The organism is Sapientia aquatica (genome assembly GCF_004358105.1).
GTDB lineage: Bacteria > Pseudomonadota > Gammaproteobacteria > Burkholderiales > Burkholderiaceae_D > Solimicrobium > Solimicrobium aquaticum.
This window is the reverse complement of record NZ_SMYL01000009.1, coordinates 1-17,942: the sequence shown is the minus strand read 5'-3', so window position 1 is coordinate 17,942 and position 17,942 is coordinate 1. Positions and strand designations below refer to the sequence as shown.

20 protein-coding genes are annotated in these 17,942 nt (G+C 49.4%); 11 read left to right on the top strand and 9 right to left on the bottom strand.

What is annotated here, in order from left to right; genetic code table 11:
• Positions 1 to 88: 88 nt before the first annotated feature.
• The 11 genes from E2I14_RS14750 (at position 89) to E2I14_RS14700 (ending at position 9,867) form a co-directional block, all read left to right on the top strand.
• Entirely contained in the window at positions 89 to 556 is a 468-nt protein-coding gene (locus E2I14_RS14750) for an FKBP-type peptidyl-prolyl cis-trans isomerase (RefSeq protein ID WP_133329896.1), read from the top strand.
• A 35-nt stretch (positions 557 to 591) separates the two neighbouring features.
• Complete coding sequence (gene ispH, locus E2I14_RS14745) at positions 592 to 1,521, top strand: 4-hydroxy-3-methylbut-2-enyl diphosphate reductase (RefSeq protein WP_133329894.1); 930 nt, start codon at positions 592 to 594, stop codon at positions 1,519 to 1,521.
• 548 nt (positions 1,522 to 2,069) lie between these two features.
• The gene (locus E2I14_RS14740; protein ID WP_133329892.1) at positions 2,070 to 2,999 is read left to right on the top strand and encodes a branched-chain amino acid ABC transporter permease; all 930 of its coding nucleotides are present in this window, start codon (positions 2,070 to 2,072) and stop codon (positions 2,997 to 2,999) included.
• 10 nt (positions 3,000 to 3,009) lie between these two features.
• Positions 3,010 to 4,224: an ABC transporter permease subunit gene (locus E2I14_RS14735; protein ID WP_133329890.1), complete on the top strand. Its 1,215-nt coding sequence runs from the start codon at positions 3,010 to 3,012 to the stop codon at positions 4,222 to 4,224.
• Positions 4,225 to 4,237: 13 nt separating this feature from the next.
• Positions 4,238 to 5,008, top strand: a complete 771-nt coding sequence (locus E2I14_RS14730; RefSeq protein WP_133329888.1) for an ABC transporter ATP-binding protein — start codon at positions 4,238 to 4,240, stop codon at positions 5,006 to 5,008.
• Positions 5,008 to 5,730 (top strand): ABC transporter ATP-binding protein, encoded by a 723-nt coding sequence (locus E2I14_RS14725; protein ID WP_133329886.1) that lies wholly within the window; start codon positions 5,008 to 5,010, stop codon positions 5,728 to 5,730. The genes E2I14_RS14730 and E2I14_RS14725 overlap by 1 nt, the downstream gene beginning before the upstream one ends.
• A 17-nt stretch (positions 5,731 to 5,747) precedes the next feature.
• The gene (locus E2I14_RS14720) at positions 5,748 to 6,839 is read left to right on the top strand and encodes an alginate lyase family protein (RefSeq protein ID WP_133329884.1); all 1,092 of its coding nucleotides are present in this window, start codon (positions 5,748 to 5,750) and stop codon (positions 6,837 to 6,839) included.
• Between the two features lie 25 nt (positions 6,840 to 6,864).
• Positions 6,865 to 7,338 (top strand): GNAT family N-acetyltransferase, encoded by a 474-nt coding sequence (locus E2I14_RS14715; RefSeq protein WP_133329882.1) that lies wholly within the window; start codon positions 6,865 to 6,867, stop codon positions 7,336 to 7,338.
• Entirely contained in the window at positions 7,339 to 7,827 is a 489-nt protein-coding gene (locus tag E2I14_RS14710) for a GNAT family N-acetyltransferase (RefSeq protein WP_133329880.1), read from the top strand.
• A 19-nt stretch (positions 7,828 to 7,846) separates the two neighbouring features.
• Positions 7,847 to 8,752, top strand: coding sequence for a subclass B3 metallo-beta-lactamase (gene bla / locus E2I14_RS14705; protein WP_133329878.1), 906 nt, complete (start codon positions 7,847 to 7,849; stop codon positions 8,750 to 8,752).
• A 284-nt stretch (positions 8,753 to 9,036) separates the two neighbouring features.
• Positions 9,037 to 9,867 carry a tetratricopeptide repeat protein gene (locus E2I14_RS14700; RefSeq protein WP_133329876.1) on the top strand — a complete coding sequence of 277 codons (831 nt, stop codon included), beginning with the start codon at positions 9,037 to 9,039 and terminating at the stop codon, positions 9,865 to 9,867.
• A gap of 167 nt (positions 9,868 to 10,034) precedes the next feature.
• Here E2I14_RS14700 and E2I14_RS14695 read toward each other — a convergent pair whose 3' ends face one another.
• From E2I14_RS14695 to E2I14_RS14655, 9 genes are all read right to left on the bottom strand, one after another.
• The gene (locus tag E2I14_RS14695; protein WP_133329874.1) at positions 10,035 to 11,033 is read right to left on the bottom strand and encodes a T6SS immunity protein Tli4 family protein; all 999 of its coding nucleotides are present in this window, start codon (positions 11,031 to 11,033) and stop codon (positions 10,035 to 10,037) included.
• A gap of 107 nt (positions 11,034 to 11,140) precedes the next feature.
• Positions 11,141 to 11,587, bottom strand: coding sequence for a hypothetical protein (locus E2I14_RS14690; protein ID WP_133329872.1), 447 nt, complete (start codon positions 11,585 to 11,587; stop codon positions 11,141 to 11,143).
• Positions 11,588 to 11,595: 8 nt separating this feature from the next.
• Positions 11,596 to 12,594: a T6SS immunity protein Tli4 family protein gene (locus tag E2I14_RS14685; protein WP_133329870.1), complete on the bottom strand. Its 999-nt coding sequence runs from the start codon at positions 12,592 to 12,594 to the stop codon at positions 11,596 to 11,598.
• A gap of 107 nt (positions 12,595 to 12,701) precedes the next feature.
• Positions 12,702 to 13,148: a hypothetical protein gene (locus E2I14_RS14680; protein WP_133329868.1), complete on the bottom strand. Its 447-nt coding sequence runs from the start codon at positions 13,146 to 13,148 to the stop codon at positions 12,702 to 12,704.
• Positions 13,149 to 13,156: 8 nt separating this feature from the next.
• The gene (locus tag E2I14_RS14675; protein WP_133329867.1) at positions 13,157 to 14,155 is read right to left on the bottom strand and encodes a T6SS immunity protein Tli4 family protein; all 999 of its coding nucleotides are present in this window, start codon (positions 14,153 to 14,155) and stop codon (positions 13,157 to 13,159) included.
• A gap of 107 nt (positions 14,156 to 14,262) precedes the next feature.
• Positions 14,263 to 14,793, bottom strand: coding sequence for a hypothetical protein (locus tag E2I14_RS14670; RefSeq protein WP_133329865.1), 531 nt, complete (start codon positions 14,791 to 14,793; stop codon positions 14,263 to 14,265).
• 8 nt (positions 14,794 to 14,801) lie between these two features.
• Positions 14,802 to 15,800, bottom strand: a complete 999-nt coding sequence (locus E2I14_RS14665; protein ID WP_133329863.1) for a T6SS immunity protein Tli4 family protein — start codon at positions 15,798 to 15,800, stop codon at positions 14,802 to 14,804.
• A 107-nt stretch (positions 15,801 to 15,907) separates the two neighbouring features.
• On the bottom strand, positions 15,908 to 17,578 hold the full coding sequence (locus tag E2I14_RS14660) for an esterase/lipase family protein (RefSeq protein ID WP_133329861.1): 1,671 nt from the start codon (positions 17,576 to 17,578) through the stop codon (positions 15,908 to 15,910).
• Positions 17,575 to 17,942 (bottom strand): DUF2345 domain-containing protein (locus E2I14_RS14655; protein ID WP_133329859.1); only part of this gene is annotated, 368 nt, incomplete at its 5' end. The genes E2I14_RS14655 and E2I14_RS14660, both read right to left, overlap by 4 nt.

Genomic DNA, 17,942 nt, shown 5'->3' with positions numbered 1-17,942 from the left:
GTTTGAGGCGCAGATTGGGGAAATACGAATCCGCGCTGCAATGTACAATGTCGGCTTACTTTCATTTGCTCGCCGATTTGTATAATTTATGACAACACAATCAACCCAGAATTCAGTTCCCGTCGTTAAACCAAATTCTTATTTGACTTTGCATTACCGACTGGCCGCCAAAGATGGCACGGAAATTATTAGCACCTTTAAAGAGAATCCCGCCACGTTGCAGCTCGGGATGGGGCAATTGGCTCCGGCGATGGAAGATAAATTAATTGGCTTGGCCGAAGGCGCGCATCAAACTTTTGAGCTGCCACCAGAACAAGCTTATGGCCCACGCAATCCTGATTTAATCCAACACGTTTCGCGCGCGACATTGCAAGAAAATTCCGCCATGGGCGAAGAATATGTGGTCGGTGATTTGGTCGAGTTTTATGCTCCATCGGGCGGTAAATTTGCAGGCGTATTGCGCAGTATTGATGCCGAATCGGGCTTATTTGATTTCAATCATCCGTTGGCCGGACAAGACGTGATTTTTGAAGTGCGCATCATCGGCATACTGTAACCCTGCGTTATTCCTTACGTTTTTACTCTTCAATAATGAACATGGATAAAGAAATTTTATTAGCCCAGCCGCGCGGTTTTTGCGCCGGCGTTGACCGCGCAATTGAAATCGTTGAACGCGCTTTAAAGCAATTTGGTGCGCCAATTTATGTGCGCCATGAAATCGTGCATAACGCGTATGTGGTCAGTGATTTACGCAATAAGGGCGCGGTGTTTATTGAAGAATTGGCCGACGTTCCGGCTGGAAATACCGTGATTTTTTCAGCGCATGGCGTGTCCTTGGAAGTACGCAAAGAGGCAGCCGAGCGTGGTTTAACCATTTTCGATGCGACCTGCCCGTTAGTGACCAAAGTCCATGTAGAAGTCACCAAAATGCGCCGCGAAGGGCGTGAAATTATCATGATTGGGCACGAAGGTCATCCCGAAGTCGAAGGTACGATGGGGCAAGCCGACGAAGGCATGTATCTGGTCGAAACCGCGGAAGACGTAGAAAAGTTAGCAGTTAAATCGCCCGAGATGTTGGCCTACGTATCGCAAACAACGTTGTCGGTGGACGATACCGCCGATATCATCGCCGCGTTAAAGCGCAAGTTTCCATCGATTGCGGAACCGAAAAAAACCGATATTTGCTACGCCACCACCAATCGTCAAGAAGCGGTCAAATTCATGGCCCCGCAAGTCGATGCCGTAATTGTTGTGGGAAGCCCGAACAGTTCCAATTCCAACCGCTTGCGCGAAGTAGCCGAGAAAAAAGGTACGGCGGCCTACATGGTCGATAACGCCAAACAAATTGATCCTAATTGGCTTAAAGATTGCCAGCGCATCGGTGTCACCGCTGGCGCATCAGCGCCGGAAGTCTTGGTGCAAGAAGTTATTGATGCGCTCAAAACCTTGGGCGCGAAAAGCGTGCGCGTGTTGGATGGCGTGGAAGAACACGTCGCTTTTCCATTGCCTAAAGGGCTGTAAACAGTTTTTCTCAACCCAGTTTGCCTGATTACCGCTGGGGGCGTCCTTCGTGGGCGCCTTGGTGGTTCGACGCAGAACGGCCACCGTGCCACGCTTGAACCGAATTCCTGCCATTGACAGGCCGCTTCTTTAGCATAAACCGCTCTCTGGTCGGATGTAGTTCTGGCCTTCGCATCACTTCGCGCTTCGCTTCGTCCTTTCTGCTCGAATTCAATCAACTAAGCTCAATCAACTAAGCTCAATTCAGTCACCGCAAGCAAGTTCAAACCGCGTCCGATGGTGTTAGCTCTGCTCAATGGGAATAATTTTTGCTTACCTCGCTAACGTCGCAGGCAAAGCGCATTTTGCCGAGCGAAATTGGTGCGTGATTCCATTTGTTGCTGCACGGATTCACCGTATAATCACTCACCATAACGAACTAACTTGCCATTGAAGATTCCATTAAGCACGACAACGTATTGCCACTGAATCGGCACTCCATTGAAAAATGAGTGCCGTTTTAATATGGGCTTTACCTGATTAGTTAACCAGAAGAGAGAAGAGACAATATGGATACTTTTATCCAGCAAATCATCAATAGCTTGGTCTTGGGCAGCGTCTATGCACTGATCGCGCTCGGTTACACGATGGTTTATGGCGTGCTGAATTTGATTAACTTCGCGCACGGTGATGTGTTGATGATCGGTGCGATGGTCGGGCTGACGATCATTAATTTGCTCAACACCTTCGCGCCCGATTTACCCGGTATCGTCAAACTGCTCATTGCCATTGTTGGTGCGATTCCGGTTTGTATATTGGTCAATGTGATTATTGAGCGCGTCGCGTATCGCCGCCTGCGGAATGCACCGCGCTTGGCACCGTTGATTACCGCGATTGGCGTGTCCATTTTATTAAAAACGTTCGCCATGATGATCTGGGGTCGCAGCCCGATTTCATTCCCGCAAGTGCTCTCGTCTGACCCAATCGAGATTGGTGGTGCGGTGATTTCTCCTACCCAAGCAATGCTATTAGTCATGGCTACCGCCGCCATGTTTGGTTTGGTTTTATTGGTCGAAAAAACCAAACTCGGTCGCGCCATGCGTGCCACTGCTGAGAATCCGCGCGTTGCTGGCTTGATGGGCGTGGACACCAATAAAGTCATCGTCGCGACGTTTGCCATCGGCGCATTGCTGGCGGCAATAGCTGGCGTAATGTGGGGCGCGAATTACTCCTCCGCGCAATTCTCGATGGGATTTATGCCTGGCTTAAAAGCCTTTTGTGCTGCGGTGTTAGGCGGTATCGGTAACATTTACGGTGCGATGGCCGGTGGGATTATCTTGGGATTGATCGAGAGCTTCGGCGCGGGCTATATCGGCGACCTGACGGGCGGCATGTTGGGTAGTAATTACCAAGATATTTTCGCCTTCGTGGTATTGATTATTGTTCTGACAGTGCGTCCCTCCGGCATCATGGGTGAACGTGTTGCGGACCGCGCTTAAGGAGGCTTGCATGTCGCTATTTGATATGAAAAAAAATCCAACCCGCGCCTTGTCCAGTTATGTGCTGTTCGCCGTTGCGTTGTTGGTCTTCCCATTTGTCGCGGCTAATTTTGGCAATTCGTGGGTGCGGATTGTCGATATGGCGCTGCTCTACATCATGCTGGCTTTGGGCTTAAACATTGTGGTCGGTTTTGCCGGCTTGCTGGATTTGGGCTACATCGCGTTCTATGCAGTTGGTGCATACATGACCGCCTTGCTGGCGTCGCCTCAATTTGCTGCTGTGTTGGAATCGTTTATCAATACCTACCCTGACGTAGGCGAATTTTTGGTTCGTGTTTGCGGGCCAGAAATTGTCCAAAACGGGATTCATTTGTCGGTTTGGGTAATCGTGCCGCTCGGTGCCGCATTGGCTGGTTTGTTCGGTGCGTTATTGGGTGCGCCAACCTTGAAATTGCGCGGCGATTATCTGGCTATTGTGACCTTAGGTTTCGGTGAAATTATTCGAATTTTTATGAATAATTTGAATGCACCAGTCAATATCACCAATGGTCCACAAGGCATTAATATGATCGATCCGATCCGCGTTTTTGGCTTGTCTTTAGCTGGTGAAGAAGGCTCCCGAGCGACGGTGTTTATCGGTAATTTTTCTATGCCTTCGGTCAACGCTTACTATTTCCTGTTCCTGATGTTGTGCGTGGTGATTGTTTTTGTCACGGCGCGCTTGCAGCATTCGCGCTTGGGTCGCGCTTGGGTGGCGATTCGTGAAGATGAAGTGGCGGCCAAGGCGATGGGGATTAACACGCGCAATGTGAAATTATTGGCTTTCTCCATGGGCGCGTCGTTTGCCGGAGTTGCTGGCGCCATGTTCGCCGCGTTTCAAGGTTTTGTGTCACCTGAATCGTTTTCTTTAGAAGAATCGATCGCGGTCTTGGCGATGGTGGTTTTAGGCGGGATCGGTCATATTCCCGGCGTCATTTTAGGTGGCGCGCTCTTAGCTGCGCTGCCAGAAGTATTGCGTCATGTGGTGGAGCCAATTCAAATGACTTTATTTGGCAAAGTGCTGGTCGAAGCCGAGGTATTGCGTCAGTTGTTATACGGTTTAGCGATGGTGTTGATTATGCTCAATCGTCCTTCTGGTTTGTGGCCTGCGCCCAAGCACGAAGACCGAATGGATGCTGAGGAAGCGCCAGCGCTTAAGTCTGACCAAACCAGCGCAACAGCCTAAGGAGCCCAACAACATGAGTGCACAAATTATGTTGAACATCGAAGACGTCAACAAAAGTTTTGGCGGTTTGCAAGCCTTATCAAACGTCAGTATTCAAATTAAACAAGGCGATATTTACGGCTTAATCGGGCCGAACGGTGCGGGCAAGACCACCTTGTTTAATGTCATTACCGGCTTGTATCAACCTGATTCTGGTAAGTTTGAATTGGCGGGCAAAGCCTATTCGCCTTCCGCTCCGCATGAAGTGGCTAAAGTCGGGATTGCGCGTACTTTTCAAAACATTCGCTTGTTTGGCGAAATGACGGCACTAGAAAACGTCATGGTCGGTCGCCATGTGCGCACGCGCCAAGGTGTATTCGGCGCGATTTTCCGACATCCGGCTGCGCGTCGTGAAGAGCAAGAAATTCGTCAGCGTGCGCAAGAGTTATTGGATTTTGTCGGCATCGGCCAATTTGCTGGACGCACGTCTAAATTTTTATCCTACGGCGATCAGCGGCGCTTGGAAATTGCCCGCGCTTTAGCAACCGATCCGCAATTATTGGCGTTGGATGAACCGGCTGCCGGAATGAACGCCACCGAGAAATTAGCCCTGCGTGAATTACTAGTCAAAATCCAAGCCGAAGGTAAAACCATTTTACTGATCGAACATGACGTCAAATTAATGATGGGTTTGTGCGACCGCTTAACGGTGCTCGATTACGGCAAACCAATTGCCGAAGGTCTGCCTGCTGAAATACAAAAAAATCCCGCCGTCATTGAGGCCTATTTAGGAGGTGCTCATTAATGAGTCAGTCAGTATTAAAAATTAGCGGCCTTAAAGTGGCGTATGGCGGAATCAAAGCCGTCAAAGGAATTGATCTGGAAGTTAATCAAGGCGAATTGATCACCTTGATTGGCGCCAATGGCGCGGGTAAAACCACGACTTTAAAAGCGATCACCGGAACGCTGCCTTCGGGAAAAATGGAAGGTCGTATTGAGTACTTCGATAAAACGCTCGCTGGCGTGCCAGCGCATCAATTAATTCACCAAGGCTTGGCGATGGTGCCCGAAGGGCGGGGCGTATTTACCCGCATGAGCATCCATGAAAACTTAATGATGGGCGCGTTTATCCGCAACGATAAAGCCGACATAGAGGCCGATATTGAAAAATGGTTTAGCGTTTTCCCGCGCCTAAAAGAACGCGCTGCGCAATTGGCAGGTACCTTATCCGGCGGCGAGCAGCAGATGCTGGCCATGGCGCGCGCGTTGATGAGTCATCCCAAGTTATTGTTGTTGGATGAACCTTCGATGGGCTTGTCACCGATTATGGTGGAAAAGATTTTTGAGGTGATTCGTGATGTGTCTAAGCAAGGCGTACCGATTTTATTGGTTGAGCAAAACGCCAAATTAGCATTGCAAGCAGCAAATCGCGGTTATGTGATGGAATCGGGTTTGATCACTATCAGCGGCGACGCCCAATCGATGCTAACTGACCCCAAAGTCCAAGCGGCATATTTGGGTGAATAATTGGAGCTGCGCTAATTATGCAAGCCTATTTTTCTCTGCAAGGTAGTTTTGCTCTACGCAAAAGTAGCTTGTTTATTCTGCTTATGATTGGTGTGATTTACAGCGCGCAGGCGGCATCGTGGTGTAATGCGGACCCAGCGCCAACTGCGGCGATTCAAGCGTTGCAGCGCGACGTCGATAAGCGTTTGGCAGAAACATCGCAACCACGCGCGATCGCTCGCCTTCACACCGAGGGCACCTTGCCGCACCAAGGAATTTGGGACCAAAGTATTGAGGCTAAAAAAGACTTTCCGTTAATTCGTAATTTGGCCTTGCTTTGGCGCGCTAACAAAGATCAACGTGTCTTGAACCAATTAGCTCCAATATTGGATGCTTGGGCGACGATTTATCAACCGAGTTTTAACCCAATTGATGAAACCGATTTTGACACCATCATTGACGCTTTCGCGTTGATCCAAGCTGATTTACCGCAAGCCACGCGCGACAAAGTCGCTGCTTTGTTGCACCGTTTTGCCACCGGCTATTTAGATCAAATGCAGCATTATTCCAAGCCCGGGAAAAACACCTGGATCAATAATTGGCAAAGCCACCGCATCAAAATCGCAACGATGTCGGCAGCAGCGTTAGGTGACCAGCGCTTATTGGATGCGGCACGTTGGCAATTTATAAAACAGTTAAATCAAAATCTGCACCCCGACGGAACCAGCATTGATTTTGAAGAGCGCGATGCCCTGCATTACGTGGTGTATAACTTAGAACCGCTAGTTCGCGCTGCGATGGCCGCCAACACAATGGGGCAAGATTGGCTCACTTTGCGCGCTGATAATGGCGTGACTTTGACGGTGGCGATTGACTGGTTAGTGCCGTATGCAAGCGGAGAAAAAACGCATCAAGAATACGTCAACACCACCGTCAAATTTGATTTGCAACGACGCGATGCTGGTGTGCCCGGCTTTACCGGACAGTGGGAACCTAAATCGAGCGACCAGTTGTTTTGGTTAGCGAGCACGCTAGATGCGCGTTATCAACCATTGGCGCAGAGCTTAAGAAAGCAATTATCATGGATGGCCGCTTGTTGGCAAATTCCAGCGGCCCAGCCCGCACAATAATAATGAATTTAAGGGGGAGGCAAAGATGCCAACAAATACTACTATCCGTTTCGCCCAAGAGCATGACCTGGCTGAATTAGCCAGCTTATTTAACGCCTACCGCATTTTTTATGAGCAGCCATCGGACCGCGCGGTGGCGGAAAATTTTTTGCGTGAGCGCATGCAACATGCGGAATCGGTCATTTTGGTGGCGGACAATCCAGAAGCCCATCCGGGTCATAAATTAGATGGTTTTTGCCAACTCTATCCCACATTTTGCTCGGTTGAAGCCAAGCCAATTGCGGTCTTATATGATTTGTTCGTCGCTCCTTCGGCACGCGGACGTGGCGTTGCCAGAAGGCTGATGTTAGCGGCGCAGGACTATGCTAAATCAAGCGGCAAAGCGCGATTGGATTTAAGCACGGCTAAAAACAATTACACGGCACAGGCTTTGTATGAATCTTTAGGTTATGAACGCGACGACGTGTTTTACACCTACAACTTAGGAATAGAAAAATAAATGTTGACTATTATTGAAGCCGATCTGTCGGCGCAAAAACATGCGGACGCGTTAATCACCTTATTAGATCATTACGCCAACGACCCGATGGGTGGCGCTAGTCCGTTGTCGGAACATGTTAAAACGAATTTGATCGCTGAATTAATCAAGCGACCAACTGCACACGTCGTGCTGGCTTTTGATGGCGAGATTCCGGCTGGATTAATTATTAGCTTTGAAGGCTTCTCCACCTTTGCCTGTCAGCCTTTGCTTAATTTGCACGACGTCGTGGTACATAGCAATTATCGCGGCCAAGGTTTGTTTAGAAAAATGCTGCAAGTGCTGGAATCCATCGCCGAGCGCCTTGGTTGCTGCAAACTGACGATGGAAATATTGGAAGGAAATCATACCGCTTTGGTGGCTTACAAAGCCAACGGATTTGCGGGATACGAACTTGATCCAGAAATGGGTAAAGCGATTTTTTGGCAAAAGAAATTAAAATCCGCCTAAAGCGTTTTAGCGAGCAAGCATGAAAAAACTATTCGGACTATTTCTCCTACTCAGTGGCATAACAGTTAATGCATTGGCGGATTCCGAGGCCATCAATTGCGGTGCCTGCGCGTCATGGAATCAGCAACAAAAGCCGTTTAATGTGTATGGCAACACGTGGTATGTCGGCCCCAAAGGACTGTCATCGATTCTCATCACCAGCCCGCAAGGTCACATCTTGTTGGACGGTGCGTTGCCCCAGTCAGCGAAGTTAATTCAAGCGCACATTCGCGCTCTCGGTTTTCGGGTTGAAGATATTAAGTTGATCGTCAACTCGCACGCGCACTTTGACCACGCTGGCGGGATCGCCGCCTTGCAGAAGGCCAGCGGTGCGACCGTTGCGGCCAGCGCTTCGGGTGCGGCAGTGCTTATCGCTGGCACGGTTGACGCGGATGATCCGCAGTTCGATCCCAAGAACCCGTTTCATGTACCAAAGGTCGATAAAGTTCAAATCGTGCAAGACGGCGAATCGCTCCACGTTGGCGATCTGGTCATCACTGCGCACACAACTCCCGGACACACGCCGGGCAGCACTGCATGGACATGGAAATCATGTGAAAAAGAGCGTTGCTTGAATGTGGTGTACGCCGACAGCTTGAATCCAATTTCGTCGGACGGCTTTAATTTTTTAGGCGATGCGCAGCACACCGATGTTGCGCCACTGTTTAAAGAAAGTATTGCCAAGGTCGCTGGATTACCTTGCGATATTTTGCTCGCTCCGCATCCTGGCATGGTCGATACATTTGAGAAGCAGGCAACAAAAACCGCCAAGCTCAATCCTTTCATTGATCCCAACGCCTGCCGCGCCTACGCCGAGAATGCGAGCGAGCGCTTGGAAGAACGTTTAGCGAAAGAGCGATTAAATACAGCGGTCACAAAAAAATGATAAGACTGCCCTTTGGTGAAAGCACATCGCGGCAGCTAGGCTTGAATTGGGTGCGCTAGGAAGCAGCATTGGTCGGTTAATTGTGTTTCAATGCAGCATTCGTTTTAAATTGATTGGGTGGCTTGGGTTGGGAGCCATAGCGTTTAATTCAAACATCAAACCTTGAATTTAAGCGGAAAGTCCCCAGTTTACGCACAGAAATATTTTGTCAGCGCAACTTTTGATGTATTTTGCCCCTTGTTTGTAGTCCCTTGTTTGTTTTTTATCCTTGAAGGAGTAGCGGAATGTTAATTAAATCCGTGTTGCAATCCACATTCTTGTCCTTGGCCTTGTTGTGTTCCGTCACAACCTACGCAGCCCAAGACCCAACGATCGACCAAGTCTACGAAACAGCCAAAGCAGGCAAATTAGACGAAGCGCAAAACATGATGCAAAAGGTCTTAGAAGACCATCCAAACAGCGCAAAAGCGCATTTTGTGGAAGCCGAGTTGCTAGCCAAGCAAGGCCGCTTCGCCAGCGCTGAAGCCGAATTAGCCAATGCAGATCGCTTGCAACCCGGTTTGCCGTTTGCTAAACCTCAAGCAGTTGAAAACCTACGCAACTTACTCGCCAAAGCCAAACAAAATCCCAGCTTGGTAAAGTCCCAAGCGGCAGGTAATTACGCACCTGCCGCGTCGGGCGGAACTCCTTGGGGCTTGTTCTTTGTATTAGCGGCGTTGGTTGGATTTATCGTTCTGGCGGTCAAGTTTATGAGCAACCGCAATCAGCAACCCGTCTATGTGCAAAACGGTGTTAGCGGCGGCTACGGCGCTGGCATGCCGATGCAACCACAAGGCTATCCAGGCGCACCAATTATGGGTGGCGGCGGTGTCGGTTCTGGTTTAATGGGCAGCCTAGCCACTGGCGCAGCCCTAGGTGCTGGTTTGGTAGCCGGTGAAGAACTGATGCACCACTTCACCGACGGTGATCGTCGCAGTGAACCCCAACCGCAAGTAGCGCGCGACGATTATGTGCCACCAAACGACATGGGAGGTAACGATTTCGGCCTAAACGATAGCTCCTCATGGGACAGCGGTTCTAGTGGCGGTGGCGACAGCGGCGGTGGTGATTGGTAAGCTGCTTGAATTTTCCACGCAGCTTCGCGTAATAAAAAATCCTCCAGTTGGTAATGGAGGATTTTTTTTGAAGGATGATTTTGAATACCAAGTAATTTAATATTAATCGACACCAACCGCGGTAGACCAGCTATGGCTGCGATTGCCAAATAAATTCATAAGCCACCTCAACGCAAACGCATACTATTTTTGATGGTGTCAAACGCCCAGAGTGCATCTTCTTCCGATAGGCTGGGGGCAATTTCGCTAATGCGACGACCAGAGCTATCGAGCGTATAGACGCTGTGATCGATGGAAACACTCATTATTGGGCGCTGGAAAGTGGGCGATTTACCGGGGGATGTTTCTACCGTAAACGACATGTAACGTTCTTTCTCGGTACTTGCGTAATCCAATATTTCCTCAGCTTGCATCCCCGCCATTGTTGTACTTCCGCGTCGCAAGACTTTCTCTTGTACACCTTTGTAGAGTGGAGCAAATTCATGGCGCCGACTATCGAGTCGTTCCAATAAAGTTCCCTCAGCTTGGCTTTCTGTATTGGTTTGGCTAACGGTTAGGTTTAAACCTTCAAGGCCCACAACCGCATAATCATCATCACTGATTTCGTAATCGTGGTTGGAGTTGATTAAGGCATCCCCTAAACAAAAGCCAGGGCCGATCGGGCGATTGAAATCGATGGTGGTGGTGTTGCCCATGATGTTTTGCAGAATATCGAAATTTTCATCCACCGCCTTCAATGAATCGCTTGTTACGATGAGGTGAGTCTTACCTCGCAGTAAATGCAGGTCAGTTGCATACCAACCAGTGCTTCGGGTTCCAGAGTAGCGTTTGATCACATAGTTGGATGGAGTAACTTTGATGAATTCTATGAGCATAGGTACCTTATCTTCATCGTTAATTACCATTTTTAATGCCGCGACTTGTGCTTGTACTGTCTGCGTAAAACTGGTGAGGTTCGCGTTGAGTGACACGATGCCGACCTCGGCTTTTTTCCAATCCTTGGTCAGGCCGAATTTGAAGGTGGTATCCAGTGAGGCAATCCGAGGGATGCCAGCATTAGTAATTCGGTCTTTGCTTACCGGATAGAGGAGTTGATTGAATTCGACTGGTAAAGTAAAAATCAATCGGCCTAGACAAGTTTGTTTGGTTTGTCGACTTAATTTCATTTTAGGTTCCAATTTGGCGTACGTGGGATAGCGCGTTGCATACCAGAGTGCGATTGACGCGAGGACGATAGTGAGAACAAGGGTTTTATGCTGCCGCAGCCAAGCCATCATGCGGTGATCTTGGCAATGTTGGCCAGTTGCACCACCGCATAATTGACCGCCTTCTTGGCGTAGTAATGCTGGTAGGCTGGTTCGTGCGCCATGTCGTTGAAAGCAAAGGTTTGCTGTGCATAAAAACGCGGAGCAGCGGCGGATTGGGTGGGCACGGTGCCATCACCTAAATCGTGTTGTTGAGCAGCGCGCAGCTGCCAGTAAACCAGAGAGTCAGGAGCGCCGGGCTTGACGTTGCCGCGCACTAGCTCTGGGTTAGTGCCCTTAAAGCCGATAGTGGCCGAACTCATTTCCATAACGTCGGTTGAGGCGGGCGGTGTGCCGTAGCTTTTGCCAAGTTGAGTGCCTTGCCGCATTTCCCACGTCAAGCTATCAAAGCTGGGAACATCACAACCATGGAAGGAATAGGTTTGGGCGTTATTGAGATTGATTAATCTAGTCATAAGCCACCTCAACGCAAACGCATACTATTTTTGATGGTGTCGAAAGCCCATAGCGCATCTTCTTCCGATAGGCTGGGGGCGAGCTCTTTGATTGGCCTGCGGGCACTGTCGAGCAATTCGACGGTATCGGACATATGGACTATCAATACTGGTCGTTGGAGAGTCGGCGTTTCTCCTGGGGTGGTTTCTACCCGATAGAACATGGTGCGTTCTTTTTCCGTGCTCAAATACAGCAACAACTCTTCAGCCGGCAAGCCAGCCATGTTAGTCGTACCCCGCCGAAGCCCCTTAAATTGAATGCCCTCAAATGCTGGCGCAAATTCACGACGTTGGTTATCGACCCGTTGTAACAATGTCCCTGTGGCTTGATCTTGGGTGTTGGTCTGTCTAACTTTCAGGTTTAAACGTCCAAGGCCAATCACCGCATACTCATCATCACTGATTTCGTAATCGTGGTTGGAGTTGATTAAGGCATCCCCTAAACAAAAGCCAGGGCCGATCGGGCGAGTGAAATCGATGGTGGTGGTGTTGCCCATGATGTTAGATAGAATGCTGTCTTTTTGATCTTGGCTACGCATTGAATCGCCCGTTACGATGAGGTGAGTTTTACCTCGCAATAAATGCAGATCCGTAGCATACCAATCAGTATTTCCTGTTCCCGAATAGCGTTTGATGACGTAATTAATAGGGCTAACTTTGATGACTTCTATGAGCATAGGTGTCTGATCTTTATTGTTAATTACCATTTTTAAGGCCGCGACTTGTGCTTGTACTGTCTGCGTAAAACTGGTGAGGTTCGCGTTGAGTGACACGATGCCGACCTCGGCTTTTTTCCAATCCTTGGTCAGGCCGAATTTAAAGGTCGTTGGTAGTAGAGAGAGTTGGGGAATATCTGCATTGGTTGTATAGCCTTTGTTTTGGGACAGTGTTCGGTAGTTAAATTCGACCGGTAAGGTAAAAATCACTCGGCCTAGACAAGTTTGTTTGGTTTGTCGACTTAATTTCATTTTAGGTTCCAATTTGGCGTAAGTGCGATAGCGCGTGGCATACCAGAGTGCGATTGACGCAATGACGATAGTGAGAACAAGGGTTTTATGCTGCCGCAGCCAAGCCATCATGCGGTGATCTGGGCAATGTTGGCCAGTTGCACCACCGCATAATTGACCGCCTTTTTGGCGTAGTAATGTTGGTAGGCCGGTTCGTGCGACATTTCTCGGAACGCAAACGTTTGCTGCGCATAAAAACGCGGAGCAGCGGCGGATTGGGTGGGCACGGTGCCATCACCTAAATCGTGTTGTTGAGCAGCGCGCAGCTGCCAGTAAACCAGAGACTCAGGAGCACCGGGCTTGACGTTGCCACGCACTAGCTCAGGGTTAGTACCCTTAAAGCCGATGGTGGCCGAACTCATTTCCATAACGTCGGTTGAGGCGGGCGGTGTCCCGTAGCTTTTACCAAGTTGAGTGCCTTGCCGCATTTCCCACGTCAAGCTATCAAAGCTGGGCACGTCACAGCCTAGGAAGGAATAGGTTTGGGCGTTATTGAGATTGATTAATCTAGTCATAAGCCACCTCAACGCAAACGCATACTATTTTTGATGGTGTCAAACGCCCAGAGTGCATCTTCTTCCGATAGGCTGGGGGCGAGCTCTTTGATTGGCCTGCGGGCACTGTCGAGCAATTCGACGGTATCGGACATATGGACTATCAATACTGGTCGTTGGAGAGTCGGCGTTTCTCCTGGGGTGGTTTCTACCCGATAGAACATGGTGCGTTCTTTTTCCGTGCTCAAATACTGCAACAACTCTTCGGCCGGCAGGCCGGCCATGTTAGTCACACCCCGCCGAAGCCCCTTAAATTGAATACCCTCAAATGCTGGCGCAAATTCCCGACGTTGGCTATCGACCCGTTGTAATAACGTTCCTGTGGCTTGGTCTTGGGTGTTGGTTTGTCTAACTGTTAGGTTTAAACCTTCAAGCCCCACAACCGCATAATCATCATCACTGATTTCGTAATCGTGGTTGGAATTGATTAAGGCATCCCCTAAACAAAAGCCAGGACCGATCGGGCGAGTGAAATCGATGGTGGTGGTGTTGCCCATGATGTTTTGGGTGATCGAGTCATAGTTGGTGATATTTTCATCTGGACCAGTGGTCACAATTAGATGAGTTTTACCGCGGAGTAAATGTATATCGATAGCGAAATAGTCATTGATGCTAGTTCTGGAGTAGCGCTTGATCACATAGTTGGATGGAGTCACTTTGATGATTTCCTTAAGCATGGGTACCTTATCTTCGCCGTTAATCACCGTTTTTAAGGCCGCGATTTGTTCTTGCACTGTCTGAGTAAAACTGGCGAGGTTGGCATTGAGAGACACGATACCGACCTCGGCTCTTTTCCAATCCTTGGTCAGGCCGAATTTAAAGGTCGTTGGTAGTAGAGAGAGTTGGGGAATATCTGCATTGGTTGTATAGCCTTTGTCTTGGGGCAGTGTCCGGTAGTTAAATTCGACCGGTAAGGTAAAAATCACTCGGCCTAGACAAGTTTGTTTGGTTTGTCGACTTAATTTCATTTTGGGTTCCAATTTGGCGTAAGTGCGATAGCGCGTGGCATACCAGAGTGCGATTGACGCGAGGACGATAGTGAGAACAAGGGTTTTATGCTGCCGCAGCCACGTCATCATGCGGTGATCTGGGCAATGTTGGCCAGTTGCACCACCGCATAATTGACCGCCTTTTTGGCGTAGTAATGTTGGTAGGCCGGTTCGTGCGACATTTCTCGGAACGCAAACGTTTGCTGCGCATAAAAACGCGGCGCAGCGGCGGATTGGACGGGCACGGTACCGTCGCCCCAGTCGTCTTGTTTGGTAGCGATCAGCTGCCAATAAACGAGAGTAGCCGGAGCGCCGGGTTTGATGGGCATGATACCGGCGCCCCAGCCGTTTTGCTGAGTAGCGATTAGCTGCCAATAAACGCGAGCATCCGGAGCGTCTGGTTTGACGTTGGCGCGCACTAGCTCAGGATTATTCCCCTTGAAACCGATGGTGGCTGAACTCATTTCCATAACCTCGGTTGAGGCCGGCGGTGTGCCGTAGTTTTTGCCAAGTTGGGTCCCTTGCCGCATTTTCCACGTCAAGCTATCAAAGCTGGGCACGTCACAGCCTTGGAAGGAATAGGTTTGGGCGTTATTGAGATTGATTAATCTAGTCATAAGCCACCTCAACGCAAACGCATACTGTTTTTGATGGTGTCAAACGCCCAGAGTGCATCTTCTTCCGATAGGCTGGGGGCGAGCTCTTTGATTGGCCTGCGTGCACTGTCGAGCAATTCGACGGTATCGGACATATGGACTATCAATACTGGTCGTTGCAGAGTCGGCGTTTCTCCTGGGGTGGTTTCTACCCGATAGAACATGGTGCGTTGTTTTTCCGTGCTCAAATACTGCAACAACTCTTCAGCCGGCAGGCCAGCCATGTTAGTCGTACCCCGCCGAAGCCCCTTAAATTGAATGCCCTCAAATGCTGGCGCAAATTCACGACGTTGGTTATCGACCCGTTGTAACAATGTCCCTGTGGCTTGGTCTTGGGTGTTGGTTTGTCTAACTGTTAGGTTTAAACCTCCAAGCCCCACAACCGCATAATCATCATCACTGATTTCGTAATCGTGGTTGGAGTTGATTAAGGCATCCCCTAAACAAAAGCCAGGGCCGATCGGGCGAGTGAAATCGATGGTGGTGGTGTTGCCCATGATGTTAGATAGAATGCTGTCTTTTTGATCTTGGCTACGCATTGAATCGCCCGTTACGATGAGGTGAGTTTTACCTCGCAATAAATGCAGATCCGTAGCATACCAATCAGTATTTCCTGTTCCCGAATAGCGTTTGATGACGTAATTAATAGGGCTAACTTTGATGACTTCTATGAGCATAGGTGTCTGATCTTTATTGTTAATTACCATTTTTAAGGCCGCGACTTGTGCTTGTACTGTCTGGGTAAAAGTGGAGAGATTCGCATTGAGTGACACGATACCGACCTCGGCTTTCTTCCAATCCTTGGTCAGGCCGAATTTGAAGGTGGTATCCAGTGAGGCAATACGAGGGATGCCAGCATTAGTAATTCGGTCTTTGCTTACCGGATAGAGGAGTTGATTGAATTCGACTGGTAAAGTAAAAATCAATCGGCCTAGACAAGTTTGTTTGGTTTGTCGACTTAATTTCATTTTGGGTTCCAATTTGGCGTAAGTGGGATAGCGCGTGGCATACCAGAGTGCGATTGACGCAATGACGATAGTGAGAACAAGGGTTTTATGCTGCCGCAGCCAAGCCATCATGCGGTGATCTTGGCAATGTTGGCCAGTTGCACCACTGCATAATTGACTGCCTTCTTGGCGTAGTAATGCTGGTAGGCTGGTTCGTGCGCCATTTCTCGGAACGCAAACGTTTGCTGCGCATAAAACCGCGGAGCAGCGGCGGATTGGGCGGGCACGGTGCCATCACCTAAATCGTGTTGTTGAGCAGCGCGCAGCTGCCAGTAAACCAGAGACTCAGGAGCACCGGGCTTGACGTTGCCGCGCACTAGCTCAGGGTTAGTGCCCTTAAAGCCGATAGTGGCCGAACTCATTTCCATAACGTCGGTTGAGGCGGGTGGTGTGCCGTAGGTTTTACCAAGTTGGGTGCCTTGCCGCATTTCCCACGTCAAACTATCAAAGCTGGGTACATCACAACCATGGAAGGAATAGGTTTGGGCGTGGTAGTGCTTGCCTAAATTTATATGGAAGTCTTTTGCGTCCCTCAGGTTTCTTTCAAAATCTTCCCAATCTAACTTATTGCCATCCACAGGCGCCAGCCACTCCTCGTGTATCAGTCCCCACCAGCGATTACGTTCGAGATAAATTTCTTGATACGGATCTCCTACGCTACCTTGGCCTGGCGCTAGCGGACGGGATGGGATTGTCTGCTTATCGTCCGGTTTAAATCGTAGCCAGCTATGACCGTAATTGGCGTTGGGCAGTAGTTGCAAGGCCCCCGGCGATTGGGCAAATACGGCAGTCACCTCTGGTCCGTTATTACCTATCGCAAGACCCGCCAAATAGTCTTCGTCGCGCATACCGACTTTGCAACGGCGGTAAGCCACTGCCGCCCCATTTGCGGGCATGACGCCGTGGATCATGCCCAGAATTTGCTCTTTGGCTCCCAACACTTCCGAGCAATAACGTGCGACCAATCCACCCATGGAATGGGTGATAATAATTACCTGCTCGCAGCGGCTTAAGTCATTGTTGTAGGATTGGATGGTGCGGGCGATATAGTCTTTGAGTTTGGCGGCGGCTTTTGCGTTGTCGTCTAACCAGTTATAGCCAAAGGCATGCACTGGATAACGGGCATTGGTAAAGCGTTTGATTTGATCTTCTGCAAGCGGTTTAAATGCTTTATGCAGACCATAGCGACTGAGTATGTCGTCGCGGTCGTCGGCGGGTGTTGTGGTTCTAAATTCTTTTAAAAATGTTTTATTCGCGGCTCTAAAATTCTCGGGATTGAGCGCGATTTCAAGATCAAGTAAAAACGACATATAGCTGCTTTCACTCACACTGCCCCAACCACGCTCGCGATAGATGTCTTGGTGATAGACGGTACCAACGATTTTTTCTGGGACGTTGCCACGGTAGTCAACGTCCACCTTTGTTGGGTCGAGTAGCTTTTGACGCTCCCCTGGATTTAAACCCATCATAGAAGTGGCCAGCGTTACGGGTTTCCCCGCTATGGTGGCATCCAGCCGCCAAGCGGTTTTTTCATCGTCTTTAACTTTCAAATTACTTCCCATAATCCCCGGCACAAAAATCACCGGAATGTTTTTGACCGACTGCATCACGAGTTTGACGGGGTCGGTGTATTTGGATTCGGTTAAGTGGTTACTGTAAAAATACCAACCGTCTTTGGTGATGCCCATCGGGAAGCTGAGGCGTTCGCCGACATTGGTCTCATCGAATTTACTGCTCATGGCTGTTCTCCTGACTTGCGTACTGGCTTAATGAAATGTTTAACGGAATCGGGCGCTTCGCTTTTTTGTTGGTTGATCGGTTGATTGGTTCCAGTGCGACCAGTCTCGGTATGATCGTCGTCGCGGCGAAGTTGGTACTGGACCTTGCCTTGTGCTGATTTGTCGGTATTGGTTAATTCGAATTTATCGTCGTAACGGGTTGCGGGACTTTCATTAAATACCTGCGATTGTTTTTTCGGCCCCGCCATCAAATGCGCTGCCGCGTGTTCCAACCAATACCCGTTGGTGCCGTGGGTGATGCCATCTTTGCTCCATTCGGTAAAGCTGCCGCCACCGTTGATGACGACTTTTTTCTTGGCAGTGA